This window comes from Hymenobacter sp. GOD-10R, from assembly GCF_035609205.1.
Classification (GTDB): domain Bacteria; phylum Bacteroidota; class Bacteroidia; order Cytophagales; family Hymenobacteraceae; genus Hymenobacter.
The window spans coordinates 3006875-3031900 of record NZ_CP141184.1 but is presented as its reverse complement, the minus strand read 5'-3'; the positions used below and the strand labels follow the sequence as shown (position 1 = coordinate 3031900).

Here is a 25026-nt window from a genome sequence, read left to right as displayed (position 1 = left end):
CAAGTTGATGTTCTTATCACTACGCAGCTGCTGCCAAGGAGGTTAGCTATTTTCCTAGCAGTTTCGCCACGTACTTCCCCACGATATCAAACTCCAAGTTGACCGTGTCGCCGGGGCGCAGATCTTGAAAGGTGGTATGCTCATACGTGTAGGGAATGATGGCCACCGAGAAGCTGTCGTCGGTGCTATCAAAACAGGTGAGACTGGTACCATTGATGCAGATCGAGCCTTTCTCCACCGTCACGCGGCCGGGCCCCGGCTCGTGGCGGAAGCGGTAGAGCCAGCTACCGTTCTGATCTTCCACGCTTTCGCACACGGCAGTCAGGTCAACGTGTCCCTGCACGATGTGGCCGTCGAAACGGCCATTAGCCGAGAGGCAGCGCTCCAGATTCACGCGCTTGCCAGGCCCCCAGTGACCTAGGTTTGTCTTCTGCAACGTCTCGTCGATAGCCGTCACCACGTGCGTACCGGCCGCTACATCCACGCCTACGACCGTCAGACATACGCCGTTATGGGCCACGCTTTGGTCGATCTGTAGCTCCGCCGCGAAAGGCGAGGCAATGGTAAAGTGCTGATTGGTGCCTTCAGCGCGAACATCCGTTACGGTGCCTAGGGCTTCTATAATTCCGGTGAACATAAATCAATGAACAGTTATCAATGAGCAATGAGCAATGAACAATTATTGGAGCTATCTTATTTCTTCCCGTTGAGAAATTTACAATTGCTCACTAGTAACTGTTCACTGACAATCACTTACCTCGGCCTTCCAGGATAATCTTCAGCGTGTAGAGAAAGACGCGGAAGTCCATAGCTAGACTCATGTTTTCGATGTAGAGGATGTCGAACTTGAGGCGTTCCACCATCTGCGGGACGGTTTCGGCGTAGCCGTATTTTACCTGACCTAGACTCGTGAGGCCGGGCCGTACGCGGTGTAAGTGGCGGTAGTGAGGCGCTACTTTCACAATCTGGTCGATGAAGAACTGCCGCTCGGGGCGCGGCCCCACCAAACTCATATCCCCCTTGAGCACGTTCCAGAATTGCGGTAACTCATCGAGCCGGACTTTGCGCATAAATCGGCCCCAGGGCGTGATGCGCGGGTCATGGTCGGAACTCAGGGCAGGGCCCATCTTCTCGGCATCCACGTACATGGAGCGAAACTTATAGATGCGAAAAGGCACGCCGTGCCGACCAATGCGTTCCTGCGAGTAGAACACCGGCCCCGACGAGGAAAGCTTCACCATGAAGGCTGTGAAGGCATACACCGGCCAGGCAAAAAGCAGAAACAGCACCGACAGCACCACGTCGAATAATCGTTTGGTTACCTCCTGCCACAAGGGCAACAAGTCGTGCTTGATTTCGATGAGCGGTGTGCCGAATAAGTGGTTCACTTTCACCGACCCTAGCAGCATCTGATACAGGTCGGGCAGAATGCTCACGCGCACAGGCGTACCTTCAAGCAGGGTTAGAATCTGCTGAATCATCCGGTGCTCACTAGGCTCAATGCTAATCACCACCTGCTCAATTTTCAACACCCGAATCAGGGCCGGCAGGCGCAGGTAAGAACCCCGCGCCGGCAGCTCCGCCGCCAGCTCCGGATCAACAGTGTCGCCCACAGGCGCGAAACCCACGAGCTTCAACCCGAGGTGCCGACCCGTGCGCTGCAGTTCGTGGTAAGTGTCACGGGCTAGGGCGTTGGAACCAACCAGCAGTGTATTAAAGGAAATAGCACCGCTGTACACCAGCTTTTGTACGCTCGACACAGCCCAGGTACGCAAGATGGCCGTGATGGAGAAGTGCAGCAGAAAATAAGCTGTAATCGTCTTATAATAAAGCTGATAATTCTTTACTCCTTCATCATCCAGCAGCAGCACAAAGAAAATGATGACGGCCCCGATGACCGAAACCCGGGCTAGGCGGATAATCTCTGCCAAGCGCGACTTCCGAAAAATGTTCTGGTACTCTCCAATCAGCACGTACAGCACCGTCCAGAACACGGCAATCATTACCGACGAGCCCGCCAGGAAAAAGAATGCGCTTTCTGTGAAATGATACCCTTCGATAAATTCGCTGAGCAAGTACTTGCGCAGCAAAAAGAAACAAATCCAAGCCAACAACGCCGCTCCGAAATCGGCGCCTATCAGCTTCAGTTTTTGGAAGGTACGGATCAAGGGTGGTAGCAGCCCATCCGGGCACTCCCGGTAGGCAAGTTGATTTGTGAGATGGAAGCCGTATTTTCGCGGCTGGTGCTGCGCTGCGGGCCTTTTCGCCTGCTTTGCACCGTCGCAAAGGTAGGGCAATAAACCGGAACCCGACAATGCCCTTTCCACTCTTCCCTCATGCACGCTGATAGTTATCGCCACCGCGGGTTGCGGCGCACGCTGGTGGCCGAGCTTCGCCGCAAAGGCATCCACGACGAGCGGGTGCTGGCAGCCTTGGCTACCGTACCCCGCCACCTGTTTTTTGAATCCGCTTTTCAGGAGCACGCCTACCAAGACAAAGCTTTCCCCATTGGGGAGGGCCAAACGATTTCGCAGCCCTATACTGTGGCCTACCAGACGCAGCTGCTCGACCTAGGTCGGCAGGAACGGGTGCTGGAAGTCGGAACGGGCTCGGGCTATCAGTGCTGCGTGCTGCTCCAGCTCACGCCCCAGGTATACAGCATTGAGTACCAGCCGGTGCTGTTTGAACGTGCGCACCGCCGCCTGGCGAGCTTACACCAGGCGGCGCACCTGTTCTGCGGCGACGGCTCCCTGGGCCTGCCCGACCACGCACCTTTTGATAAGATCTTAGTCACGGCCGGCTCACCCAACATTCCGCGCACGCTCCTGCACCAGTTGCGGGTTGGTGGAGCGCTGGTTATTCCGGTTGGTGACGCGCAAGTGCAGCGCATGATGCGCGTGGTGCGCGAGAGCGAATCAGAGTTTTCGCGGGAAGTGTTTGAGGAGTTCCGCTTCGTGCCGCTGCTGGGGAAGGCGGGGTGGCAAGGATAAGAGTTCGAGTTAGTACCTAGGTAATCGCAATAAGAAATTCCTATATTTCCTTGATTTACTGCTGCTTTCACTCAAGCCGATTACTCTATGTCTAAACTTGTTACACTGTGTGCCCTGTTCTGTTTGATCATGTCCGAAAAGGTCATTGGGCAAACTGTCAAAGCCTGCCATATAATAGGGAACATCAAGGGGCTAGGTAACCAAACGGTGACTTTTTTCTATGAGCAGCAGGGCATCCAGCGCCGTGATACCGTTCGTGCCGTCAACGACCATTTTAGTTACCTAGCTAAACCTAGTGATGACGGCATTATCAACCTCCAACTTATCCCTCAACGCTTCTCCACAATCTGGTATGAGCCAGGCACCATCACGGTTGCCGGCACGATGAGTAATGCTGGGCATCTGACGGCTCTAGGTACGCTGGAAAACCAAGTGTCTACCGAGCACAACCAACAGGTAGAATGGCAATTTGAGCAACGAATGCAGGCTCATCCTGACTCCATGCAAGCGCTTGAAGCACAAAATCGGAAAGCAACACTGGCGTTTATCAAAGCGCACCCCAAAGCTCGCACCAGCGCTTGGCTGCTTGGTTGGCAAATGCGCTACGATGCTACTCCAATCGAACAATACGAGCAGCTCCAGCATCTTCTTTCGCCCGATGTACAAGCTAGCTTGCAAGGAACGGATGCCGCTAAACGACTAACCATCTTAAAAAATCAGCCTATAGTAGGCCGCAAAGCCCCAGATTTTACCATGCCAGATACGGCCGGCGTAGCTGTATCGCTCAGTCGTTTTCGCGGGCAATATGTGGTATTAGATTTCTGGGGACACTGGTGCGGACCTTGTATCAAGGCCATACCTCACCTTAAAAGGCTGCAAACCCAATATGCGTCGCAAGTACAGGTCATCGGGATTGGGATGGAAGCTGCCGATGATAAGCAGATTTGGCAGCAAACGATCCGAAAGCAACAGATACCCTGGCTTCAGCTTTCTGATCTAAAAGGTGATAAGGGGGTTATTGAGCAGTATAATATCAATGCGTTTCCAACTTACTTGTTGCTTGATCAACAGGGAATAGTGGTAGAACGCACGAGTGATCTGGCAGTTTTGGAGCAAAAGCTTAAGACACTTTCCCCTAAGCCCTAGGTAAGTGGACGGAACGCTTGTTCTATCTTTACAGCGAAATTTCCGCTGAATAATTCTCACCTGAATGCGCAAACAAAAGCCCGTTAAAGACTCGTTCGTAATCATGACCGAGTTGGTGCTGCCCAACGATACCAATACGCTCAACAATTTGATGGGCGGCCGCATGATGCACCTGATGGACATTGCCGCCGCTATTTCCGCCCAGCGCCACTCCAACCGCATTGTCGTGACGGCTTCCGTCGATAACGTGTCGTTTCAGGCGGGCATTCGGCTGGGCAACGTTATTACCTTGCAGGCACAAGTAACACGCGCGTTCAGCTCGTCGATGGAAGTGCACATTGAGGTGTGGTCGGAGGACGTACCGAATGGCACCAAGTTCAAATCAAACGAGGCATTCTTCACCTTCGTGGCCGTTGATCAATCGGGCCGTCCCATCGACGTGCCGGAAGCAACGCCGGAGACACCAGACGAAATCAGCTTGTATGAAGGAGCCCTGCGGCGGCGCCAGTTGCGCTTAGTACTAGCAGGACGGTTGCACCCGCGCGACGCGAACGAGCTAAAAGCCCTTTTTGAACTCGAATAACCCTAACTTCCGTGGAACAGCAAGCCGACCTAGCTTTCTTCTCAGCGTTCTACACCAATACGTCGCTCTACGTAGTGGCGGAGCCCGCGGCTATACCGCCAGCGGCGGTGCCGGCTGCGCCCGCAACGGTTGTAGCTCCTGCGCCGCCTCCAGCGGTGGCAGCGGAGCCTAGGCCTGTTGTTGTTGCGCCAGTTGCTGCGCCGAAACCAGCACCGGCAGTCGCACCCGTGACGCCCGGTAAATTACCCTCGCTGGCCGGTTTGAATCTTCAGCCAAACCCCGCGCCACAACCGGCACCGCCACCGGCTCCAGTACCTACGCCCCCACCAGCCCCGGCGCCCACGCCGAGCGTACCACGGCAGCCCACGGCTACGTCTTCGCCAGTGGCCGACACGCCATTTTCCACCCTAGGTAGCAACCCAAATGGGCTGGTTATTCTGGTGCGGCTAGACCCGGTACGGTTCCAGCGCTTGCCTAAAAACGTGTTCCTCAACAACGTTCTGAAGGCTATTCGGCTGATCATGGAGGATATAGTACTCATTAATGTGGAGTCACATTTACCAGTAGCGCTCAGCACCTTACGCAAGACATTAGCAGCCAAGCAAATTATCGGTTTTGGTAAAAATCTACTCGATGTTGCCGTCTACAAAACGCAACTGTACGAACCAGTGCTGCTGGTCAACGACGTAGCTTATTTACCCGCTGCTGAGATTGAGTTGATTGAGGAAGACAACAGCCGCAAGAAGCTGCTCTGGCAAGCCATGCAGCGCATGTTCCTGAGCTAACTACCTGTAAGCGAGAAGCCTGCACTTCGCGTATCGTTGCTTGACTAGGTTGTACTAGCCTAGTCAAGCAACGATACGCGAAGTGCAGGCTTCTCGCTATAGTCTACTACTGACTAACTACGCGCCGGGTATCAGCGAAGCTAGCTTTGCCTCCAACTCCGGACCACGCAGGTTCTTGGCGATAATGCGGCCTTGAGGATCGAGCAACACCGTCTGCGGAATGGCTTTCACACCGTAGGTTTGACCAGCAGCACTTTCCCAGCCTTTCAAGTCCGATACCTGCGTCCAGCTAAGCTTATCAGTCTCAATAGCCTTGAGCCACTTGTCGCGGTCTTGGTCAAAGGAAACGCTATAAATAGCGAAACCTTTGTCTTTGAACTTGTTGTACATGCGCACTACGTTAGGGTTTTCAGCCCGGCAGGGCCGGCACCAGCTCGCCCAGAAGTCGACCAGTACGTACTTGCCCCGTAGCGATGACAAGGCCACTTCTTTGCCATCAGGAGAGGCTAGCTTGATGTCAGGTGCGACCACGCCTACTGCGGTAGAACGCAAAGGGTCTAGCTTGGCAGCCAGCATCTTTGTGTAACGCGAATCGGGTAGCACCTTCTTGAACTGCGTTGCCATCGAATCAGCGAAGGTGAACTCTTCATCCGGGTTTAGCAGATTGCCTACCACAAACGCCGACACCACCGAGTTCGGATTCTGACGCACTAATTCTTTAGTGGACTTGGTGTTCTGAGCTTGAATAGCGAAGGCCGTTGCCTGAATTTTTTGCAGCGAGTCGGTCTTGCCGGCTTGCGCGGCTTGCTCGTAGCGCTGCTCCAACTTACTCATAGCGGTTTTGGAGCTTTGCATAATGCGGGTCAGCTGCTGCATTAGTTCTGAGTCTTTGGAACCTTGCACGGAGTAGGTAGTACCTAGCTTTTGGGCGTCGCCGTTGAGCTGCACGTTGCTACCATTGCTCAGCATCAGGAGCACCTGGTTGGCATCATTCATCTTTACCTGGTACACGCTGGCTTCAGGGGCAGAACCTTTGAACGTGAAACGACCTTTGTCGTCGGTTGTCGCGGTATCGCGGGTAATAAACTGATTATCACCTAGCTCTGCTAAATACACTTTCGTGCCGGCAGGCGCGTTGGTCAGCTCACCCTTTACCTCATAGGTTCCGCTGGCGGCACCAGTGGGCGGGGTAGCTTTATTACAAGCATTGGCCATGCCCAACAGGGCGCTAAATAGCAAAAGGCTTTTCATGTTATGCATCATCTCAGGTGGTTGGCCAGCTGGGTACCGGCGTATCCGTTTGCAAAGTTCGGAATTTGAAGTTGCAAGTTGCCACTTTTGGTACGAACTGGAAAATCTAGCGTTGTGCTTACGTAAGCATTGTTTTTACAACACAGAAAGTTCTCCTTAGTTCCTCACCTAGCCCTTACCAACTAATCAATGCAACAACGACGCTACTTTGGCTTCCAGATCGGGTCCACGCAGGTTCCTTGCAATGATAAAGCCTTTGGGGTCAATGAGAAATGTTTGCGGAATAGCATCCACTCCGTAGGCCGTACCTGCGACACTTTTCCACCCCTGCAAGTCGGATACTTGCTTCCACGGCAATCCATCGGCGGCAATGGCCTTCACCCATTTATCGCGTGAATCATCGAGCGAGATGCTGTAAATCTCAAATCCCTTGTCTTTGTACTTCTCATACAGCTTGATAACCTTTGGGTTCTCTTGCCGACAAGGTCCGCACCAGGAAGCCCAAAAATCAACTAGCACGTACTTGCCCCGCAACGAAGTCAGCGCAACTTTCTTTCCGTCGGGTGCCGCTAGCTTAATTTCTGGAGCGAGTTGACCGACCGTTGTGCTTACCGTTTTCTGCTGGTAGGCAGCCAACATCTTGGTATAGCGAGAGGCGGGTAAGTTCCGTTGAAAAGCGGTAGTCATAGAATCAATAAACGTCCGCTGTTTCCCATCACGCATTAGCAGGGTTGTTTCGTAAGCAGCCACATAAGAATCAGCATGTTGGCGAATTAGCTTCTTCCTCGTGGCGGTGGCACTCTCCCTACTGATTTGCATCAGGCCCTCATCTGGTTTAGGTAGTTCACCGGGTTTAAAGTCTGCTGCTGAACCAGCTTTAAGCCGTTTTTCTTGCATGGCGTCAGCGTAACTCCAGCTAGCTTGGGTCTGAGCCGCCCGAAACTGGAGCTGTAGCGCCGCTTCTGAGGACCCTTCGAGCCAGTATGAGCTAGCTAATTGGGCGGCATCGCCAGTCAGTCGCAGTTGTACCCCATTAGCTAATGGTAGCATCAGCGGAAATATCATTCTTTTTTCGCCCACGGTTAGCGAATAAATAGCCGGTTCCGTGACTTGTCCTCGCAATACAAATTGTCCTTGCGCATCGGCGTAAGCCGAATCTAGGTGCACGTGGCGCCCCTCTCGCCTATCACTTATCAAGATCTTGGCTCCTGCTGGCGCGTTCAGCAACGTGCCGCGTAGTTCATAGCCTGTGGCTAAACTAGCTTCCTGCGCCCCCATGACGCGGCTCAGCCCGCCACCTACACAAAACATTCCGAGGCTCAGAGCAGCCAACGATGAATAGATTTTTAGTATCATAGTTATATTCAATAGGTTTCGAGAAAGATATAACTAAAAAGCACAGGCTACTTCACGTAACCTGTGCTTTCTTATTGATCCTCGTTTTGAGCTAGCTTACACGGCTTCTAGCTTTTGCCGCAGCAATTGATTGGCCGCTTTCGGGTCGGCTTTGCCGCCGGTGAGCTTCATCAGCTCGCCCATAAACATGCCCGTGAGCGACTTTTTGCCGGCCCGGTACTCCGCTACTTTCGCCGGGTTGGCGTCGAGTACTTGCTGAATCAAGGCTTCCAAGGCGCCCGCATCCGACTGCTGCAACAACCCTTGTGCCTCCGCTGCGGCCGCAGCGGTTTGCGTGGGGTTTTCGAGCAGATACGGGAAGAGTTGCTTAGCTGCTACCGAATGGCTGATCTTATTGTCATCAATGAGCTTGATGATGTCAGCTAGGTGCTGGGCCGTGAGCGGGAAGTCTTCCATTGTCACGGCACGCTCGTTCAGGTACGACTTCACGGGGCCTTGCACCCAGTTAGCGGCGGCTTTGGCGTTGGTCGTTAGGCGGCTTAGCTCATCGAAAAAGAGGGCCACTTCCTTCTGGTCAACCAGCACGTTGGCGTCGTAGGCCGACAGACCTAGCTCACCGGTGAAGCGGGCGTAGAGCTGCTGCGGCAGCGCCGGCAACTCGGCCTGCACGCGGTGCAGCCACGCGTCGTCAATAATTACGGGCGTTAGGTCGGGCTCGGGGAAGTAACGATAGTCATTCATCGTTTCCTTGCTGCGCTGGCCGTTGGTGGTGCCGCTGGCCGCGTCGAAGCCGCGGGTTTCGCTGGTTATTTCCTCCCCAGCTTCCAGGATGGCAATCTGGCGCTCGATTTCGTGGTCGATGGCGCGCTGCACGTTGCGGAAGGAGTTCATGTTCTTCACTTCCACCTTCATCCCGAACTCCTTAGCGTCCTTCAGCATCACCGAGATGTTAGCATCGCAGCGCAGGGAGCCTTCCTCCATGTTGCCGTCGCAAACACCTAGGTACTCCACCAGCTTTTTGATTTCCACCAAGTACGCGTAGGCTTCATCGGCGGTGCGCAGGTCGGGCTCCGATACGATTTCGATGAGCGGCACACCGGCGCGGTTCAGGTCCACGAGGGTTTCCACCTCGCCCGCCAAGTGCATCGACTTGCCCGCGTCTTCCTCCATGTGAATACGCGTCAGGCCGATTTTCTTCTCGGTCCCATCGGGCAGGCGGATGTCCACGTGACCGGCGGTGCAGATCGGCGTTTTATCCTGCGTAATCTGGTAGCCCTTAGGAAGGTCGGGGTAGAAATAATTCTTGCGGGCAAAGATGTTGTTGCGCGTGATCTGGCAGTTCGTTGCCAAGCCCATTTTGATAGCATAATCCACGGCCGTGCGGTTTACGCGGGGCAACGTTCCAGGGTGACCTAGGGTAATTACGCTCAGGTTGTTGTTGGGGAGGGCGCCGTACTCATTCTCATCCGAGGAGTACATCTTGCTGTGTGTCAGCAGCTGCGCGTGCACTTCCAGACCGATAACGGGCTGGTATTTAGCTTTTATCGTTTCGTCCATACTAGTAGGTCATGGGCGCTTTGCTTGATAAGCGACGCCCAAAATTCACTATTTAATCCGAAAGGTAACAGGTACGGTATAAGAAACATCCACGGGTTCCCCATCTTGCTTGCCCGGCGTAAAGGACTTGAGGTGGCGTACACCGTACATAGCCGCCTTTTGCAACTCCTCGTACACGTCTCGCAAGTTAGCCGGCACCTCGGCTTCCAACGTCTTCTTATCGGGTCTCACGTTTTGCACCTTGCCGTTTTTATCCACCACAAATAAGATCCTCACGACGCCATTCACATGCCGCCGCAATGCCTCCATTGGGTACTGCACCTTTGCCATCACGGCTTGCACCACAGCATCTTTGTCGCCTGTTCCTTCCGAGTATACGGGCATCACTTCGTAGGGAAAGAAGGCCACTTGCGTGCCATCGGGGCCGTAGCACTCACCTGACACAAACACGCCCTTGTCGTAACTTTCCTTCCGCTTCGGCTTGCCATCAGGATAAAACGTCAGTCGCTGTCCCTGGAGCTTACCCCCAATGTAATCTTCCTGCGTTCGAACCTGCCCGCTCTCGTAGTAATAGCTGCTGACGCCGTGATGAATATGCCGTTTGATATTCAAGTACGGCACATACGAGCGCAACTTTCCTGAGGGGTAGAACACGCGCACCGAGCCGCCAACACTATCCCGGTAGGTAGTTTCGACGCGATGATCAGCCCACGCCTCAGAAGTCACTTTCACCCCATTAGCGTCAAAATACTCGACAACCTTCTGAGGATCTGAGGTGGCCGCAGCTTGTTGGGCGTGAAGAATATTTGTAGAGATACAGAGACTGGCTAGCGATACTACTCGAGCAAACAACATTTATTATCTTCTGATTTATAGTTTACTATGCAATAAAATATTAAGCGCTACTACATGTAAGCAGCACTTGATAACTAAGCGACTACAGTCGTGTCAATTAACCGTATGGTCCGGGCTACGTCCGCGTACTCTGTTCGGCGAATTAAGCTCAGCAACAATTCTGGACCTAGCCCTGGATTGATAATTTTTCGGGCTAAGTTATATACCATCATATCCATCGTGGCAATGTGTGTGCGCTGCTGTGCTGCATTCATATTGGCCAGTAGCATGGCATTCGTCCAAGCGGTTTTGCGTGCTACCCCGATGCTGAAGTTGAGCACACTCGCTTGTTGGGTAGCGGCTACGCGGGTCAGCCAACGCATGGGCAGCCACACCTCTTCCAAACACTTCTGAATGTCGTCTACCAGCGAAGCAATGACGTTGTTGATACGGTCGAAGTCGTTTTTCAGCGCCTGTATTTGCGAGCCCGGTGCGACAGCCGCGGCTGCAATAGCTAGGTCTAGGTTGATGTGCGTGTTGATACCAAGCACTAACTGCTGAATCACAGTAAGTGACTGGTTGAGGCAGCCGTCAAAAGCATATTTCCACGAAGTGCTACAGCCCTCTTTTTGGCCATATGCCTGCCAGGCATCTAGGTAGCGCCGGGCAAATACGATATCGAGCTTTTCCATGCGGGTACCGTCTTCAAATGCCCCAGCCGCAATGCCTTCCGCTACGGCCACCGTCATGCGCTTATACAAAGCGGCAAAGTAGCCCGCTCGGTTCTGCGTCTGCTCACAGGTTTGTACAATCGTATTGATGGCCGTTACGACGTCGGAGATACGGTGCAGTTCCATGGTGCCTAGCTTTGATGGAAAAGGTAGGCTTTCTCTTGAAATGAGAGGCTAACCTCAGCCCACAGATTTAAATATAGAAAGTTACTGGCACGATAAAATAGAGAGAAGGCGGGTTCCTCACACCTAGCAACTGCTGAATGTGAGGAACCCGCCTTCTCTTTTGGCCTTAATTATTGCTATGCTAAGCCTTTACGCACGGCTTCCTCGGCCTTGCCAATAGCCGCATCCAAGCCAGCGGCATTCTTGCCGCCAGCGGTGGCGAAGAACGGCTGACCACCGCCGCCACCCTGAATTTCCTTGGCGAGCTCGCGCACCAGCGTCGAAGCGTTGAGCTTGCCAGCCTTGGCAATTTCATCATCCAGCATAACGGCCAGTTGCGGCTTGCCATCGATTTCGGCGCCAAGCACGGCCACAAGAGTAGGCACGGCCTGGCGCAGGTCGTAAGCTAGCTTTTTGAGCAGGTCAGCCGAAGATACGTTCACCTTCGCAGCTAAGAACTTGACGCCGTTCAAGTCCTTCGCCTGAGCAGCTAGCTGCTCCTTTTGTGCCGTTACGTTTTGCAGCTCGAAATGCTCCAGCTGCTTGCGCAAAGTTGTGTTTTCCTCGCTCAGCTTCTGAATGCTCGTCAGCAAGTGCTGCGGGTTTCCTAGAGCTTCGCGCACAGCCGTGAGCTGATCCATTTGGGCTTGTACGAAGTTCTCAGCCGCCTCAGCCGTTACGGCCTCGATGCGGCGCACCCCAGCACCCACGGCACTTTCCGCCGTGATTTTGAAGAAGCCAATGTCGCCGGTAGTGCGCACGTGGGTACCGCCGCAAAGCTCCACGGAGAAGCTAGGGTCGAAGGTGATAACGCGCACGAACTCGCCGTACTTTTCGCCAAATAAGGCCGTGGCACCTAGACCTTTCGCTTCGTTAATGGGCACATTGCGGCGCTCGTCGAGCGGGATTTGCTGCCGGATGCGTTGGTTCACCAGGGTTTCCACTTGCCGCAGTTGGTCGTCGGTCACTTTGGTGAAGTGCGAGAAGTCGAAGCGTAAGAGCTTGTCGTTCACCAGCGAGCCTTTCTGCGCCACGTGGCTGCCTACCACTTCACGCAGAGCGGCTTGGAGCAAGTGGGTGGCCGTGTGATTTTTGCGAATCAGCTCGCGACGGGCGTGGTCGATGCGGGCAAAGAACTCGCCACCTAGGTCCTCAGCGTCTGGCAGGTCGAGAACGGTGTGCACAATCAGGTCGTTTTCCTTCTTCGTGTCAATCACACGCACCTTCGACAGGCCCGACTCGATGTAGCCTGTATCACCAATCTGCCCGCCCGACTCTGCGTAGAACGGCGTTTGGTCAAGTACCACCTGGTACTCGGTTTTACCTTTCTGCGTCAGCTTGCGGTAGCGCAGGATGCGCGCTGGTGCTTCTTCCAAGTCGTAGCCGACAAAGGTTGGCTGCTCGTCGTCGGCGTTCACAATGGTCCAGTCGCTCTGCTCGGCTTCCTGAGCATTGCGCGACCTAGCTTTTTGTGCTTCCAACTCCTTCTTAAAGCCTTCTTCATCCACCGTTAAGCCCTTCTCGCGGGCAATCAGCGCCGTGAGGTCGAGCGGGAAACCGAAGGTATCCGAAAGTTCGAAAGCCGCCTTGCCGTCAATCGTATTGCCCTGACTCTTAAACATTTCTTCCAGCGCATCAATGCGACGCAGACCGGTTTCCAGGGTCTTCAAGAAGGCAATTTCTTCTTCCTCAATCACGCGCTGCACAAACTGCTGCTGCTGCTTCAACTCAGGGAAGATACCCGCCATCTGATCGGCCAGCACGGGTACGATCTTATAGAGGAAAGGCTGCTTTTGGCCTAGCGACGAGAAGGCGTAGCGCACGGCGCGACGCAGAATACGGCGAATCACGTAGCCCGCCTTCACGTTGCTTGGCAACTGCCCATCAGAAATGGTGAAGCTGATGGCCCGGATATGATCAGCAATCACGCGAATGGCAATATCAGTGCGCTCGTTTTCAGTAGCCGGCTGGTCGTTCACCGTGGCGGGCGACGTACCGTGGTATTCTATGCCGACTTCTTTGGCGATGAACTGAATGAGCGGTTGAAAAACGTCGGTGTCGTAGTTGGACCGCACGCCCGACACAGCCATCATCAAACGCTCGAAGCCCATACCGGTATCGACATGTTGCTGAGGGAGTTTTATCAACGATTTATCAGCTAAACGCTGAAACTCCATGAACACATTGTTCCAGATTTCCACTACTTGCGGATGGTCGGCGTTGATCAGCTCGCGGCCGGGTTTCTGGGCCACTTCCTCCTCGCTACGCAGGTCGATGTGGATTTCGGTGCACGGACCACACGGACCCGTATCGCCCATCTCCCAAAAGTTATCCTTCTTGTTGCCAGGCAGAATCCGGTCGTCAGTAGTGTATTGACGCCACAGGTCCTGCGTTTCGGTATCGGCACCTAGGCCATCACCTTGGTCGCCTTCGAAGTAGGTCACATAGAGGCGGTCTTTCGGCAACTTGTACACTTCCGTCAGTAGCTCCCAGGCCCAGGCAATGGCTTCTTTCTTGAAGTAATCGCCAAACGACCAGTTACCTAGCATTTCAAACAAGGTATGGTGGTAGGTATCATAGCCTACCTCTTCTAGGTCGTTGTGCTTGCCCGAGACGCGCAAACACTTCTGCGTATCAACAACACGCTTGTAGGGTGCGGGCTTGTTGCCCAGGAAATAGTCTTTGAACGGGGCCATGCCGCTGTTGATGAACAGCAGCGTGGGGTCATCTTTGACCACCAGCGGCGCCGAGGGCACAATGTGATGACCTTTCGAAGCGAAGAAATCGAGGAATTGCTGGCGAACGTGAGCGGCAGTCGGTTGGGACATAAGGAAGGGGTAAGAGCGCCGCGCCGGATTGGCGACGACGGCAATTTTAGCTACTTTGCGACTTTAGTTACCCAAATAACAGGGCTATAAAGGCAATTATGCAAAGGTAGCCACTTCGCCCCGAAGTCGGAGCGGAGTTGAGGGCAGTACGTTTACCTAGCTCTGTTTTTCCACTACGTATGAAGCTATTCTTTTTGCGGCCCCTCTCTGCCACTCGCTTTGTTTGCAAACCAAAGCTGCTCCTAGGGGTACTACTCACACTACTATACGTTGCTTCTTACGCTGACTCACAGCCCGTTGAGTCGCTGCCTTCCTCAATGAAAGTAGCACGTACGCCGAAGCCCAAGAAGAAAATAGGCAAGATGCTTGGGGCCGATATTTCCTTTCTGCCGCAACTGGAAGCGCGGGGAGTAACATTCTCCGATAAGGGCCGGCCAAAAGACGCCATTGAGATTCTCAAAGACCACGGCATCAATTATATCCGGCTACGAATCTTCAACAACCCAGCAGCCGACAGCGGCTACTCACCTCAGAAAGGCTTCTGCGACTTGGCCCATACCCAGCAGATGGCAAAGCGCATCAAGAAGGCGGGCTTGAAATTCCTGCTAGATTTTCACTACAGCGACACCTGGGCCGACCCGCAGAAGCAGTTCAAGCCTGAAGCGTGGAAAGACCTGCACGGCACCCAACTCACCCAGGCCGTGCACGACTATACCCGCGACGTGCTGCTGTCCCTAAAAGCCCAAGGCACCTCGCCTGATATGGTACAGGTGGGCAACGAAATCAACCATGGGATGCTTTGGCCCGATGGCGACATTCACAGTGCCGACAGCGTAGCCCGGCTCGATAACCTAGCTGAGTTGCTGAAAGCAGGCGTGGCAGCCGTGCGCGAAACCACGCCTAACAGCCTCGTGATGCTACACATTGCCCTAGGTGGCCAGAACGAACAGTCGGTGTATTGGCTCGACAACATGCGAAAGCGCGGCGTGACGTTCGACGTCATCGGCGAATCGTATTACCCGCAGTGGCACCGCACCATCCCCGACTTGCAACGCAACCTAACGGACCTAGCCAAACGCTACCCCCAAGACGTGGTGGTAGTCGAATACTCAGCGCGCAAGCGCGAGGTGAACGATGTGGCCTTTAACCTCCCCGACGGCAAAGGCCTAGGCACTTTCATTTGGGAGCCGTTGAACACCTGGGAACAGATTTTCGACAAGCAAGGCAGATCCAATGACCTCCTCATGATTTATGATGAGGTAAGTAAAAAGTTTAAGATCAACTAGCTAGCCTTGTTGCTGGTTGGCAGCTACTACCTAGCAGGCCATAGGCCCCAGCAAAGTAGGCCCAGGTTTTGAGTTTATTTGTTAGCTAGCTTTCCGCGGTTCACCCCTTCACGCCTCCCCTCCCTCCATGCCCTACAAAGAGCACGAAATTGAAAAACAGTACTTCACCATCGGCGAGGTAGCGGCGCAGTTCAACGTGGCGCCGTCACTGATTCGCTTCTGGGAGACGGAGTTTGATGAGTTGCGCCCCCGCAAAAGCAAGAAAGGCAACCGTCTTTACACTCCGCAGGACATCGACACATTCCGCACTATCTACCACTTGGTGAAGGAACGCGGCTACACCATTCCCGGCGCCCGCGACATGCTCAAGCAGAAGGGCCCCCAGCTCAAGGAGAAGATCGACGTGATTCAAAGCTTAGAAAGGATGCGGGGCTTTCTGGTGAGCCTGAAAAAGGAGATTGATGAGCGGAATAAGGGACAATAAGGTAGATGTCACCTAGTAATTAGTGCCAGGGCATTCGGTTTGTACCCGTATTATTTGTGTTAGTTATTATGCGCTCTTTGTATGTCTTGCTGCTTCTAGCAAGCGTCCTTTTTATTTCCTGCAGTCAGGACAAAAACAAATTTAACCTTTACGAAAGCGGTGTTATTGCACCAATTCAACCAACGATAAAGTGCCAACCCTATCAAGTTACAGCGCGGCCCATCCTATTTGAAAGTAGTTTCTTTCCGAACATACAAATACAGCAGGATAGCATAACGCTACACTTAGATCAACGTTTTCTCGGCAACTTACCTGTCTCTTCTGGTCGGATCGTTGCTACTGATCCAGTGGCACTACGAGATACCCCCTTTACGACAATATTCCCTCACGGGCGTTTTCCTGTCGAGTTAGCAATAGCACATTTTGATAATGATGCACGAGTAGCATTTGCTAGAGTTGTGTTCTCAAACGAACCTGTGGCTACATGGCAAATGGCCTTGGTCAATGGGCAAGAACTGCTACCTATTACTGGTGAGACATACTATGGCTATTCGGTAGATGCAGGAATAGCGCTTTTCATGGATGCGGCTCACATTCATACGTTTAATCAGTATTTATCGTCAGATCAGTCAGCTTCTGAAAAGCTGTTTATCAACAGCTTTAAGCTAGATAGTGACTCGCCTTTACCAGGACTATTGTATGCCGCAAATGGCGATACGCTAGCTACGTTTTCAACTGGCTGGGGTGATGGTTCCTATGCTACTTACATTGGCTTGGATGCACAAAATAAACCATGCCGTTTGCTTACTGATTTTCAGGTTATTGATTGGCATTAAGTATTACCCTTATCGTCTTGTCGAAGATTAACGTCTAGTTTACTTATTACCATGTCTATTTCTACTCTCAACGATACCTTACTCTACGAAGTCGCACTTACTCTTTTCCCCGGCATTGGGCCGCAGCTCACGCGGCAGCTTATGAGTTACGGTGGCTCTGCCAAGAACGTGCTCCACCTGCCCCCGGGCAAGCTGCGCAAGATTCCGGGCGTAGGACCAACTACGGTTGCAAACCTAACCGGCGCTGAGCGCACCCTAGCTTTGCGTAAGGCAGAAAATGCACTTAAGAAGGCCGAGCAAGATGGCGTGCAGCTGCTCTTTTACACGAGCAAATCCTACCCTAGCCGCCTCAAGCAAATTCCGGACGCGCCGGCCTTGCTCTATTACCAAGGTACCAGCGACCTGAACCAAGCCAAAACGGTGGCGCTCGTCGGTACGCGCCAGGCAACGGACTACGGGCGCGAGCAAACCGAGCGCATCGTGAAAGGTTTGGTACCGCACCAGCCACTCGTTATCAGTGGGCTAGCCTATGGCATCGACATTACGGCGCACCGAGCAGCTTTACAGGAAGGACTGTCAACCATCGGCGTCATGGCTACAGGGCTTGACATTATATACCCTCACGCCCACCGCAAAACGGCTGAGAAGATGCGCGAGCAGGGCGGCCTGCTCACCGAGTTTGCCTTCGGCACCCAACCCGACCGCTACAACTTTCCGGCACGCAACCGCATTATTGCCGGGCTGGCGGATGGCGTGGTCGTGGTAGAGGCCAACCACAAAGGCGGCGCCCTAATTACGGCCGAAATTGCACTAAGCTATAACAAAGATTTGCTGGCCGTACCAGGCAACCTTAGCAACCCAACTTCGGCCGGCTGCAATCACCTCATTAAGAGCAACAAAGCTGCGCTCTACGCCGAGCCTAAAGACCTAGAAGAGTTGCTCAACTGGGATGAGGCCCTGCACCAACACGGTAAATTCGCCCCCACTCCTACCTACGACGCGGCTGATTTTACCGGTGAAGAGTTTGCCATCATCACCGTGCTGCAAACAGCCACTAACCGCGAAGAGCACCTTGATAACCTAGCTTGGAAAGCGCAACTGCCAGTCCATCAAGTAGCCTCCTTCCTACTCGGCCTAGAATTCAGGAACGTAGTGAAATCATTGCCGGGCAAAAAGTATGTGTTGATCTAGCTTATGTACGTGCTCCTTAACGGCCGCCTAACAGCGCAGCAGGAACTTACCCTGGCTTTACCAAACCGCGGCTTCTACTTCAACGACGGCTTTTTTGAAACGCTGATCTGGGCGGAGGATGCGATTCGCTATGGGGGGCATCATGTAGCGCGCATGCAGTGCGCAGCCGCTGTGCTGGGCTTAGAACTACCCGAAACTTTGCGCAACCTAGCTTCGCTGCAAGGTCTGTTTCGGTCACTTTTAGCGGCAAACGGCCTTTCGCAAGCGCGCGTGCGGCTGCAAATATGGCGCGGTGGCAGCGGCCTTTACACACCTGAATCAAACACCGCAGAATTTCTGGTGACTGCGCAACCCTTCGTACTGCATGCAGCGCCTGTCGCCCAAGCCGATTTTGCCGAAACAGTACGCACGCATCCTTCAGCGTGGGCTTTCTGCAAGGGCCCTAACGCTCTGACGTACGTGCTAGCAGGTCGGGAGCGGCAGCGTCGCGGCCTTGATGAGCTGTTACTGCTAGATCCTGCGGGCCACGTTGCGGAGGCTGGAGCAGCAGCTATTTTTTGGATTCGAGCGGGGCACCTGTACACGCCAGCGCTGACTACGGGGTGCGTGGCTGGCGTGCGACGAGCGCATTTACTAGAGGTTGCACAAGCCCATGGCATTCCATGCACGGAAGGGCTGTACCAACCTAGCGAACTGCTAGAAGCGGAAGCGGCTTTTACTGCCAACGTGGCTGCCCTGCGCCCATTAACTTGGGTAGCAGGTGTTTCTCTCGCTTCGGCGTCTCACGCTTTATTGCAAGCTCTGCAAAACTGGGAAGCTAGCTAGCCTACGTCTCTCGTTTTAGTTAGAGATGCTGCTGTTGCTTGTAACTAAGCAACCATTGCCGTGGTTACGTGGCGGAAACGTAAGCGCAGCCAGCTAGGCTCAAACTCAGTTAGATCAGCTTCGGTAACTTCATTCAGACGTAGGGCATCAGCAAGGTTCCATCCGCCGGAGTATAAGGCATAAAGAGCAATCCAGGCGCGGTGTTGACGCGATAATTTGCTGGACGTTGAGGTAGCGAATGTACTAGCAGAAGAGTGGGAAGTAGAAGCCGTCATAGGAGTAACAATAACATTTCCTATACATACTCCTCAACCCTATCCTTTGGATTTAGTAGAAGTGAAGAATATATATATATAAATATAAATTCATGAATATCAGCGAGTAATTTTTTATTCCTCGCCAATAACAGCGTGACGACCCTTTTACCGACTATTACTTACTAGAGTTTCTAGTTCAGCGAGAAGCTAGCAGTCAGCTCCTCTACCGACGTGCGTGCAGCTGGCTCAAAGCGCAGCATGCGAAAAATCCGTTGTGCCTCATCGGCTAAGGACTGCATAGCGGCAACTGGTACCGTTTCGGCACGTCCTGCCACAACTCTGGGCTGCATCGACAGGATTGAGGTCTTGCTCACCTCGCCGTCGGGCTGTATTTCGAGCTTAATTACGACGCTTCCTTGCGCACCAGCCTTCTGGGCCTCAACCGGGTAGCGGCTGTTCTCCCTAAAAAACACCATGGATACGCTGTCCTCAGCCAACGGCTTATGCTCGTGCATACGCTGCGTGAGGCCGCGCTTGATTAGCTTCGACTGCTTGACCCTAGGTTCTTCGGCAGCGGGTTTGGCGGGAGCCGCTGCCACGACTGGGGCCGGGGCCGGCTTAACGGGCCTCGTTTTTTTGCGCAGCGGGGTGATAGGAGCGGCTGGATCGGCCGTCCAAATATTATAGCTGTTCTGCGCTTGCACAGCAGGGGCAGCTAGCAATAAAGCTACCAGAGCGTAAAACCACTTTCTCATACCTTCTCACTTATAAATAGGACCACCACCACTCACTATGGCATTTTTTCGGATGCTGCTGTTTGAACGTTTCAACAGCTAAATAGGTGCATTTGATTGCACTCTCACCGGAAAAATTTACTACAAACTTAGACAAGATTCTGATTTTTGCTAAGCTTAAGTCTGGGAGGGCCACTGGCGGTACTACAGGATCAATTTGGCAATAGTACCAGCTAGGCGAAAGCTGTATTTAGCATTCCACCTAGCTGGTACTTTTGCGCTATTGCATCACGTAGCGGATAGGCACTTCCTCCTGGGTGGTGGAAGGCGCGGGCTCAAAGCGCAACCCCAATAGGAGTTGTTGCGCGTTGTGGCGCATGGCTTCACGACCGGCAGCAGTCGAAGCACCCTTTTCTGATTTGGCGCTCTGGTGAATATCATCGCCAGTCACGGTAGAGTTCGTCACACCGCCATCGGGGTTTACCTCCAAGCGCACCATTACTTGCCCAGTTAGGCCAGCACGGAGGGCTGTGGGTGGGTACTGCAAATGCTCCCAGGTGAAGTCGTAGAAGCCTGCGTCTTCCTTGCTATAGGAATTCTGACGGAGCCGCTGGCCTAGGCCACGGCGTAACGTTACGGACTGACCGCTAGCTAATTGTAGAGAATCTTTTGCGTGACGTTCTGCTAAGGCTTTAGTCTTTTCTTCTTCCCACGCTTTTTCTTTTAGCGCAACGCTGCCTCGCTTGACGGCTGTTTTGCCGGGCGTAGGCGTTGGAGTAGCGCCCTCCCAACGATTGAAAGAATTTTGGGCAAGGCTTACCTGCGCAGCGCAAAGAAGAGCGCCCGCAAGTAAGAATCGAACAGTTTTGGGTGGTGTTGCTGGTAGTGCTTTCGAGAGCATAACTTTAGCAGACGTTAAGGTGGTTCGGAGGTGCATGAATTGCTTACTTTCCTACTAGTTTAACGCAATAAAGTTATACCTAAGTATACAAAGCACTATTTTAAACCGCTACCGGCGCTTTGATGGCCGGCCACGCGTCGTAATTCTCCAGCTTAAAGTCGTCGTACTGGAAGCCAAAAATATCCTTCACGGCCGGGTTCAGATGCATTTGCGGCAGCGGACGCGGCTCGCGGGTGAGTTGAAGCTGCGCCTGCTCTAGGTGATTGGAATACAAGTGGGTATCGCCACCGGTCCAAATGAATTCGCCAGGAGCTAGGTCCGTCACTTGGGCCATCATGAGGGTGAGCAACGCGTAGCTGGCGATGTTGAAAGGAACGCCCAAAAAGATGTCGGCGGAGCGCTGGTAAAGCTGGCAAGAAAGTTTTCCGTCGGCCACGTAAAACTGGAAGAGCGCATGGCAAGGCATGAGCGCCATCTGGTCGAGTTCGGCCACGTTCCAGGCGCTAACCAGGATGCGGCGCGAGTCAGGCGACTGCCGCAATTGGCGCACTACTTCGCTGATCTGGTCGATGTGAGAGCCGTCGGGCTTGGGCCAGTTGCGCCACTGCTTGCCGTACACCGGGCCTAACTCGCCGGTGGCATCAGCCCACTCGTCCCAAATCTTTACCCCATGCTCCTTCAAGTAGGCAATGTTCGTGTCGCCTTTGAGAAACCACAGCAGCTCGTGGATAATGCTCTTTAGGTGCACCTTCTTAGTGGTCACCAGCGGGAAACCATCGGCTAGGTTAAAGCGCATTTGAGGCCCGAAGATGCTGAGCGTACCGGTACCCGTGCGGTCGGTTTTCTGGGTGCCGTGGTCAAGAATTTGGCGAACGAGGTCTAGGTATTGTTGCATGGGTGAGCGGATGAATGGGTAAAAATAGAAAAAGCCGTCCAGTTAAGACGACTTCCCCACTTCAATCATCTCGAAATTACACAATAGATAGGCTTACAATGCTTCTATCGTTTTCAACTCAAGGTACCGGTATTCCTGACCACCAAAGACTGGTTTGGCTGGTCCATTGTACTCTTTATAGGTACCACTAAACTTCACCTTTTTGCCCTCTTGCCGAAACTCCTCCGATAAGGCGCAAACTACGCCGTATATCTGCGAATCATATGTACCCGGAATGTGATAGACAATGGCATAGCGCTGTTCTTCTGTAACAAAATGCACATAGCCTTCATATTGATTAGCTTGCCCCGTAACGCTGGTGTTGATGGCACAATCTCTTCCTACCTCATCGTTTTTTTGGCAACCGTTGCCGACCACCATTGTCGCCAGCAGCATCAGCATGTACCAATAGCTCTTCATAACAGCTTTCTATAAGTTAGAAACTCTACTTGCTAATAGGTAGAGGCTGTTCTAACGAACATGGTTGCATTGTTTCAGATACAACTAATTCTATGCTTATATAAAGAAGGATTTCCCGCCAAGTCTTTGTTGAGCGAGCAATTCCTGAAAGTACCGCAAGTAGCCAGCAACGCCTGCAACTACTAGCAGTTGTTACTTATTGGCTGCTGCACCAAGCTTCTTCAAGTGCTCTACCGCGCCCGTGTTCTTCGGATTGAGAGTTAAGGAACGTTGGTAATTTGTTACGGCAAGCGACTTATTACCAGCCATTTCATAAGCTTCGCCTAGGCTGTCGTAAGTATTCCAGCTCTTGGGGTATAGCGCCGCATTTAGCTTAAATAGCGCAATAGCTGGCTGCGTTTTTCCGGCCCGTGCTAGCTTGTAGCCCCATTCGTTCACGTATTCCTCCGACAAATAAAATTCGCGGTGTTCTGCCTTTACGGCTTTGTAGATGGCGGCAGCTTGCTCGTAATTTTGTGCAAGTAGTTGTTGCTGAAAAGCTTTCAGCGCCGCAGGAGTTCCGTAGATGCCCTCCACGATCTGGTCCGACAAGTCGTAGAGGCTGGCTTGCGTATTACGGTCCGACTCGTTTGCTAGCAGCACAATCCCAAATCCTAGCTCTGGGTAGAGCGCGCAATGACTCGCAAACCCATAGGAGCCACCCGAATGGAACAGCTTCCGTTTGCTATCCACGGTTTTAGCGATGTTCCAATTATAGCCAATGGCTTCCCCGTCAGAAGTTCCCCAGGTCGGCTGATGCGTTAGGACTACCGCTTTCGTCCGTTCGTTGAGCTGATATTGCAGGTATTTTACCATGTTCGCGGCACTGTAGCGCAAGCCACCCGACGCTTGCATAGTGGCTATCGACTGGTTAGCCATGTGGCTCCCGTTCTCATTGTAACCCGTCGCCAACAAGCTAACCTCGGTTTCGAAGGCGCGGGCATCTTGCATACCGCAGGGCTTTTCGATGTACTTGGCCAACAGCTCCTTATATGGGGTCTGATGTACGTCTTCCAGAATGTAGGCCAGCAGCTGCGTCGCGACCATTGGAGTGGCGTGGCACTAGGCCCGGAATTGTATCGGGCTTCGCGCGGCGCAGATCTTCGTAGAAGTTTTGCTGGGTATAGTTCTTCAACTTCCGGTTCGCCACAACAGCTACCGAATCAGGGTTTACTTGCTTATAAAAGGCAGTTAGGTCCGGCAGGTTATCGGGCAGCGCAGAGGTAGTGTTTGCTAAATGAATCAGCTGAATCGGCTGGCCCTGGTAGGCTAGGTTGGCATAAGCAGGTCCTAGGTATTTTCGGATGTCATCCGTTGCTTTTACTCTTTGCTCAATAATAGCCTGCGCCAAGAGCAGGCTAGCAAATGTTTTGCTGATGGAAGCAATTTCGTAGACCGTATGCTGGGTTGGGGCCTGGTCTCTGCCTTTCTCGACCTCGCCGAAATTGTAGAAGTACGTTTGGCCGTTCTTGATGATCCCAACCGATACTCCGACTCGGGCTGGCTGGGCCATGAATCCACGCCCCAACCGTTGAACAACGGTGTCAACTTGGGCATTACGCTTGGCACTGGCTACGCCGTTGGCAGGTTGACCAAGCGCGATCTGAAGGAACAAGGCCAAAAGCCCGACAAGAGTACCAAGACGCTTCATAAGGGAGTGAGCTAGATTATTTCAGCGGGACACTCGCCCTCGAATCAGAAGTTACAGCAGATGCATTAATTATATAACCCGATACCGTCGAAGCAGTGGCTTGTGACGTGTTGTGTGGAGCTCAATCGACCTAGGTAGTAGCAAACGAAAAATTAAAAAAGCCTTCCCTCAGTTAGAGAGAAGGCTTTTTGGCAACATGAAAAGCTTGTTGTGCAAGCCAGGTTACCGCTTGCTGATTTTATTCAAGGATATAGAGCGCTGTTGGTTCGATTTGAATTCGTCCATTCCTTCGGCCCGCAGCGCCACATGTTTGGTCCGGCGTCCAGCCATCCGCTCGCGCCACATCTTGAAAGAAGAAGGCTTCATCATCTTGCGCATCAGCGTGATAACGCCTTTTTCGGGTAAGCCAAATTGCGCTTCAATGGCCTCGAATGGCGTGCGGTCTTCCCACCCCATTTCCATGATGCGGTCCACATCAGCGGCAGACAAGTTATTAGGGTCGGGCAGTGAATTTTTCATGGGTCAGTGCAGAGTGTAGTCAGCCGTAAGATGGCTAGGTACTCTTACCGATAACGAGTTGATTTCGTTAAGGTTTGTTTATTCGCCAATACGCAATGCACCGCCGGAGTTCGACATTTGGTTATAGTCTTAAGCACGAAAGCCACTCGATTGGAGCGGCTTTTGTGGTAATCTCAGGTCAGGATTATAATGGAAGCTACTTAGGACTCTACTGTAGAACCTCTTGCCAACCCTCTGTTTCGGCGTATTGCTTTATCACGGCGCACCGCTCTTGTAGGAAACTTCGCAGGTAGCCTCTCAACACTAGTACATCCGCAAGCTTTCCCAACCATCCCAGAGGCGACTCAAACGCAAATACATCTCGCATAATGGTTGTTGCATTACGTTGCTCAAAATGGTGTTCGTGCCGCATCCATTTAAACGCACCTTGCTGCATCACATCACAGAAATAAGTTGGAGCACTCAGTTCCACAACCTGACTAGCAAGAGTCTGCCAAAGGCCAAAGTGGCGCGCTCGAAATGTAACAGAGTCACCTAGCTGCAACACTCCACTTCGCACACCATTTACAACCTTCTCCTGGGTTTGATGGGTGGAAACCGTATGCAGATCGACGCTTAGCGCTAAGTTGAAGCATCTTTCTATCGGCGCCTGGATGGTAGTAATCACCTGAATAGTTGGCATAAAGGAGTATCAGCTTCTTTTGTTTAGCAAAAACAGAAAGG

The 25026-nt window shown here is 52.9% G+C and carries 25 protein-coding genes; 9 read left to right on the top strand and 16 right to left on the bottom strand.

Annotated elements, in window-relative coordinates; translation table 11 throughout:
- Positions 1–46 precede the first annotated feature (46 nt).
- Positions 47–637 carry a riboflavin synthase gene (locus SD425_RS12220; RefSeq protein WP_324678927.1) on the bottom strand — a complete coding sequence of 197 codons (591 nt, stop codon included), beginning with the start codon at positions 635–637 and terminating at the stop codon, positions 47–49.
- Positions 638–749: 112 nt separating this feature from the next.
- The gene (locus SD425_RS12215) at positions 750–2168 is read right to left on the bottom strand and encodes a sugar transferase (RefSeq protein ID WP_324678925.1); all 1419 of its coding nucleotides are present in this window, start codon (positions 2166–2168) and stop codon (positions 750–752) included.
- A 168-nt stretch (positions 2169–2336) separates the two neighbouring features.
- Here SD425_RS12215 and SD425_RS12210 point away from each other — a divergent pair, with 168 nt between their 5' ends.
- The 4 genes from SD425_RS12210 to SD425_RS12195 all read left to right on the top strand — a co-directional run bounded on the left by SD425_RS12210 (position 2337) and on the right by SD425_RS12195 (position 5504).
- On the top strand, positions 2337–2990 hold the full coding sequence (locus SD425_RS12210) for a protein-L-isoaspartate(D-aspartate) O-methyltransferase (RefSeq protein ID WP_324678923.1): 654 nt from the start codon (positions 2337–2339) through the stop codon (positions 2988–2990).
- A gap of 87 nt (positions 2991–3077) precedes the next feature.
- Positions 3078–4136 carry a TlpA disulfide reductase family protein gene (locus SD425_RS12205; protein ID WP_324678922.1) on the top strand — a complete coding sequence of 353 codons (1059 nt, stop codon included), beginning with the start codon at positions 3078–3080 and terminating at the stop codon, positions 4134–4136.
- Between the two features lie 64 nt (positions 4137–4200).
- Positions 4201–4719 (top strand): acyl-CoA thioesterase, encoded by a 519-nt coding sequence (locus tag SD425_RS12200; RefSeq protein ID WP_324678919.1) that lies wholly within the window; start codon positions 4201–4203, stop codon positions 4717–4719.
- Positions 4720–4730: 11 nt separating this feature from the next.
- Positions 4731–5504 (top strand): hypothetical protein, encoded by a 774-nt coding sequence (locus SD425_RS12195; protein ID WP_324678917.1) that lies wholly within the window; start codon positions 4731–4733, stop codon positions 5502–5504.
- A 117-nt stretch (positions 5505–5621) separates the two neighbouring features.
- Here the strand turns inward: SD425_RS12195 and SD425_RS12190 are convergent, their stop codons facing one another.
- From SD425_RS12190 to alaS, 6 genes are all read right to left on the bottom strand, one after another.
- A complete protein-coding gene (locus tag SD425_RS12190; protein ID WP_324678915.1) occupies positions 5622–6755 on the bottom strand; it encodes a TlpA disulfide reductase family protein in 1134 nt (377 codons plus the stop codon).
- A gap of 186 nt (positions 6756–6941) precedes the next feature.
- Positions 6942–8111 carry a TlpA disulfide reductase family protein gene (locus tag SD425_RS12185; RefSeq protein ID WP_324678912.1) on the bottom strand — a complete coding sequence of 390 codons (1170 nt, stop codon included), beginning with the start codon at positions 8109–8111 and terminating at the stop codon, positions 6942–6944.
- 96 nt (positions 8112–8207) lie between these two features.
- A complete protein-coding gene (gene gatB, locus SD425_RS12180) occupies positions 8208–9668 on the bottom strand; it encodes an Asp-tRNA(Asn)/Glu-tRNA(Gln) amidotransferase subunit GatB (protein ID WP_324678910.1) in 1461 nt (486 codons plus the stop codon).
- 48 nt (positions 9669–9716) lie between these two features.
- The gene (locus SD425_RS12175) at positions 9717–10400 is read right to left on the bottom strand and encodes a TonB family protein (RefSeq protein ID WP_324678907.1); all 684 of its coding nucleotides are present in this window, start codon (positions 10398–10400) and stop codon (positions 9717–9719) included.
- Between the two features lie 197 nt (positions 10401–10597).
- Positions 10598–11359, bottom strand: a complete 762-nt coding sequence (locus SD425_RS12170; protein ID WP_324678905.1) for a DUF5995 family protein — start codon at positions 11357–11359, stop codon at positions 10598–10600.
- Between the two features lie 176 nt (positions 11360–11535).
- Positions 11536–14226, bottom strand: a complete 2691-nt coding sequence (gene alaS / locus SD425_RS12165; protein WP_324678903.1) for an alanine--tRNA ligase — start codon at positions 14224–14226, stop codon at positions 11536–11538.
- 317 nt (positions 14227–14543) lie between these two features.
- Between alaS and SD425_RS12160 the strand changes: the two genes are divergently transcribed.
- From SD425_RS12160 to SD425_RS12140, 5 genes are all read left to right on the top strand, one after another.
- On the top strand, positions 14544–15512 hold the full coding sequence (locus SD425_RS12160; RefSeq protein WP_324678901.1) for a glycoside hydrolase family 53 protein: 969 nt from the start codon (positions 14544–14546) through the stop codon (positions 15510–15512).
- 127 nt (positions 15513–15639) lie between these two features.
- Positions 15640–15996, top strand: coding sequence for a MerR family transcriptional regulator (locus tag SD425_RS12155; RefSeq protein ID WP_324678899.1), 357 nt, complete (start codon positions 15640–15642; stop codon positions 15994–15996).
- A 68-nt stretch (positions 15997–16064) separates the two neighbouring features.
- Positions 16065–16832 (top strand): DUF4241 domain-containing protein, encoded by a 768-nt coding sequence (locus SD425_RS12150; RefSeq protein WP_324678897.1) that lies wholly within the window; start codon positions 16065–16067, stop codon positions 16830–16832.
- A 51-nt stretch (positions 16833–16883) separates the two neighbouring features.
- Entirely contained in the window at positions 16884–18023 is a 1140-nt protein-coding gene (dprA, locus tag SD425_RS12145; RefSeq protein WP_324678895.1) for a DNA-processing protein DprA, read from the top strand.
- 3 nt (positions 18024–18026) lie between these two features.
- Positions 18027–18848 (top strand): aminotransferase class IV, encoded by an 822-nt coding sequence (locus SD425_RS12140; protein WP_324678892.1) that lies wholly within the window; start codon positions 18027–18029, stop codon positions 18846–18848.
- Between the two features lie 448 nt (positions 18849–19296).
- Here the strand turns inward: SD425_RS12140 and SD425_RS12135 are convergent, their stop codons facing one another.
- The 8 genes from SD425_RS12135 to SD425_RS12100 form a co-directional block, all read right to left on the bottom strand.
- Entirely contained in the window at positions 19297–19860 is a 564-nt protein-coding gene (locus SD425_RS12135; protein ID WP_324678890.1) for an energy transducer TonB, read from the bottom strand.
- A 259-nt stretch (positions 19861–20119) separates the two neighbouring features.
- Positions 20120–20740 carry an energy transducer TonB gene (locus tag SD425_RS12130; RefSeq protein ID WP_324678888.1) on the bottom strand — a complete coding sequence of 207 codons (621 nt, stop codon included), beginning with the start codon at positions 20738–20740 and terminating at the stop codon, positions 20120–20122.
- A gap of 100 nt (positions 20741–20840) precedes the next feature.
- Positions 20841–21635, bottom strand: coding sequence for a thymidylate synthase (locus SD425_RS12125; protein ID WP_324678886.1), 795 nt, complete (start codon positions 21633–21635; stop codon positions 20841–20843).
- A 93-nt stretch (positions 21636–21728) separates the two neighbouring features.
- Positions 21729–22094: a hypothetical protein gene (locus SD425_RS12120; protein ID WP_324678884.1), complete on the bottom strand. Its 366-nt coding sequence runs from the start codon at positions 22092–22094 to the stop codon at positions 21729–21731.
- A gap of 192 nt (positions 22095–22286) precedes the next feature.
- Positions 22287–23180, bottom strand: coding sequence for a serine hydrolase domain-containing protein (locus tag SD425_RS12115; protein WP_324678882.1), 894 nt, complete (start codon positions 23178–23180; stop codon positions 22287–22289).
- Complete coding sequence (locus SD425_RS12110) at positions 23122–23784, bottom strand: serine hydrolase domain-containing protein (RefSeq protein WP_324678880.1); 663 nt, start codon at positions 23782–23784, stop codon at positions 23122–23124. The genes SD425_RS12115 and SD425_RS12110 overlap by 59 nt, the downstream gene beginning before the upstream one ends.
- Before the next feature lie 222 nt (positions 23785–24006).
- Entirely contained in the window at positions 24007–24303 is a 297-nt protein-coding gene (locus SD425_RS12105) for a TIGR03643 family protein (protein ID WP_324678878.1), read from the bottom strand.
- A 208-nt stretch (positions 24304–24511) separates the two neighbouring features.
- Complete coding sequence (locus SD425_RS12100) at positions 24512–24985, bottom strand: SRPBCC family protein (protein ID WP_324678876.1); 474 nt, start codon at positions 24983–24985, stop codon at positions 24512–24514.
- Positions 24986–25026: the final 41 nt, after the last annotated feature.

Coding starts and splice junctions, on each gene's coding strand:
- SD425_RS12220 (WP_324678927.1), bottom strand. CDS start 637: ATGTTCACCGGAATTATAGAAGCCCTAGGCACCGTAACGGATGTTCGC.
- SD425_RS12210 (WP_324678923.1), top strand. CDS start 2,337: ATGCACGCTGATAGTTATCGCCACCGCGGGTTGCGGCGCACGCTGGTG.
- SD425_RS12205 (WP_324678922.1), top strand. CDS start 3,078: ATGTCTAAACTTGTTACACTGTGTGCCCTGTTCTGTTTGATCATGTCC.
- SD425_RS12200 (WP_324678919.1), top strand. CDS start 4,201: ATGCGCAAACAAAAGCCCGTTAAAGACTCGTTCGTAATCATGACCGAG.
- SD425_RS12190 (WP_324678915.1), bottom strand. CDS start 6,755: ATGAAAAGCCTTTTGCTATTTAGCGCCCTGTTGGGCATGGCCAATGCT.
- SD425_RS12185 (WP_324678912.1), bottom strand. CDS start 8,111: ATGATACTAAAAATCTATTCATCGTTGGCTGCTCTGAGCCTCGGAATG.
- gatB (WP_324678910.1), bottom strand. CDS start 9,668: ATGGACGAAACGATAAAAGCTAAATACCAGCCCGTTATCGGTCTGGAA.
- SD425_RS12170 (WP_324678905.1), bottom strand. CDS start 11,359: ATGGAACTGCACCGTATCTCCGACGTCGTAACGGCCATCAATACGATT.
- alaS (WP_324678903.1), bottom strand. CDS start 14,226: ATGTCCCAACCGACTGCCGCTCACGTTCGCCAGCAATTCCTCGATTTC.
- SD425_RS12160 (WP_324678901.1), top strand. CDS start 14,544: ATGAAAGTAGCACGTACGCCGAAGCCCAAGAAGAAAATAGGCAAGATG.
- SD425_RS12155 (WP_324678899.1), top strand. CDS start 15,640: ATGCCCTACAAAGAGCACGAAATTGAAAAACAGTACTTCACCATCGGC.
- SD425_RS12150 (WP_324678897.1), top strand. CDS start 16,065: ATGCGCTCTTTGTATGTCTTGCTGCTTCTAGCAAGCGTCCTTTTTATT.
- dprA (WP_324678895.1), top strand. CDS start 16,884: ATGTCTATTTCTACTCTCAACGATACCTTACTCTACGAAGTCGCACTT.
- SD425_RS12140 (WP_324678892.1), top strand. CDS start 18,027: ATGTACGTGCTCCTTAACGGCCGCCTAACAGCGCAGCAGGAACTTACC.
- SD425_RS12135 (WP_324678890.1), bottom strand. CDS start 19,860: ATGAGAAAGTGGTTTTACGCTCTGGTAGCTTTATTGCTAGCTGCCCCT.
- SD425_RS12130 (WP_324678888.1), bottom strand. CDS start 20,740: ATGCTCTCGAAAGCACTACCAGCAACACCACCCAAAACTGTTCGATTC.
- SD425_RS12125 (WP_324678886.1), bottom strand. CDS start 21,635: ATGCAACAATACCTAGACCTCGTTCGCCAAATTCTTGACCACGGCACC.
- SD425_RS12120 (WP_324678884.1), bottom strand. CDS start 22,094: ATGAAGAGCTATTGGTACATGCTGATGCTGCTGGCGACAATGGTGGTC.
- SD425_RS12115 (WP_324678882.1), bottom strand. CDS start 23,180: ATGGTCGCGACGCAGCTGCTGGCCTACATTCTGGAAGACGTACATCAG.
- SD425_RS12110 (WP_324678880.1), bottom strand. CDS start 23,784: ATGAAGCGTCTTGGTACTCTTGTCGGGCTTTTGGCCTTGTTCCTTCAG.
- SD425_RS12105 (WP_324678878.1), bottom strand. CDS start 24,303: ATGAAAAATTCACTGCCCGACCCTAATAACTTGTCTGCCGCTGATGTG.
- SD425_RS12100 (WP_324678876.1), bottom strand. CDS start 24,985: ATGCCAACTATTCAGGTGATTACTACCATCCAGGCGCCGATAGAAAGA.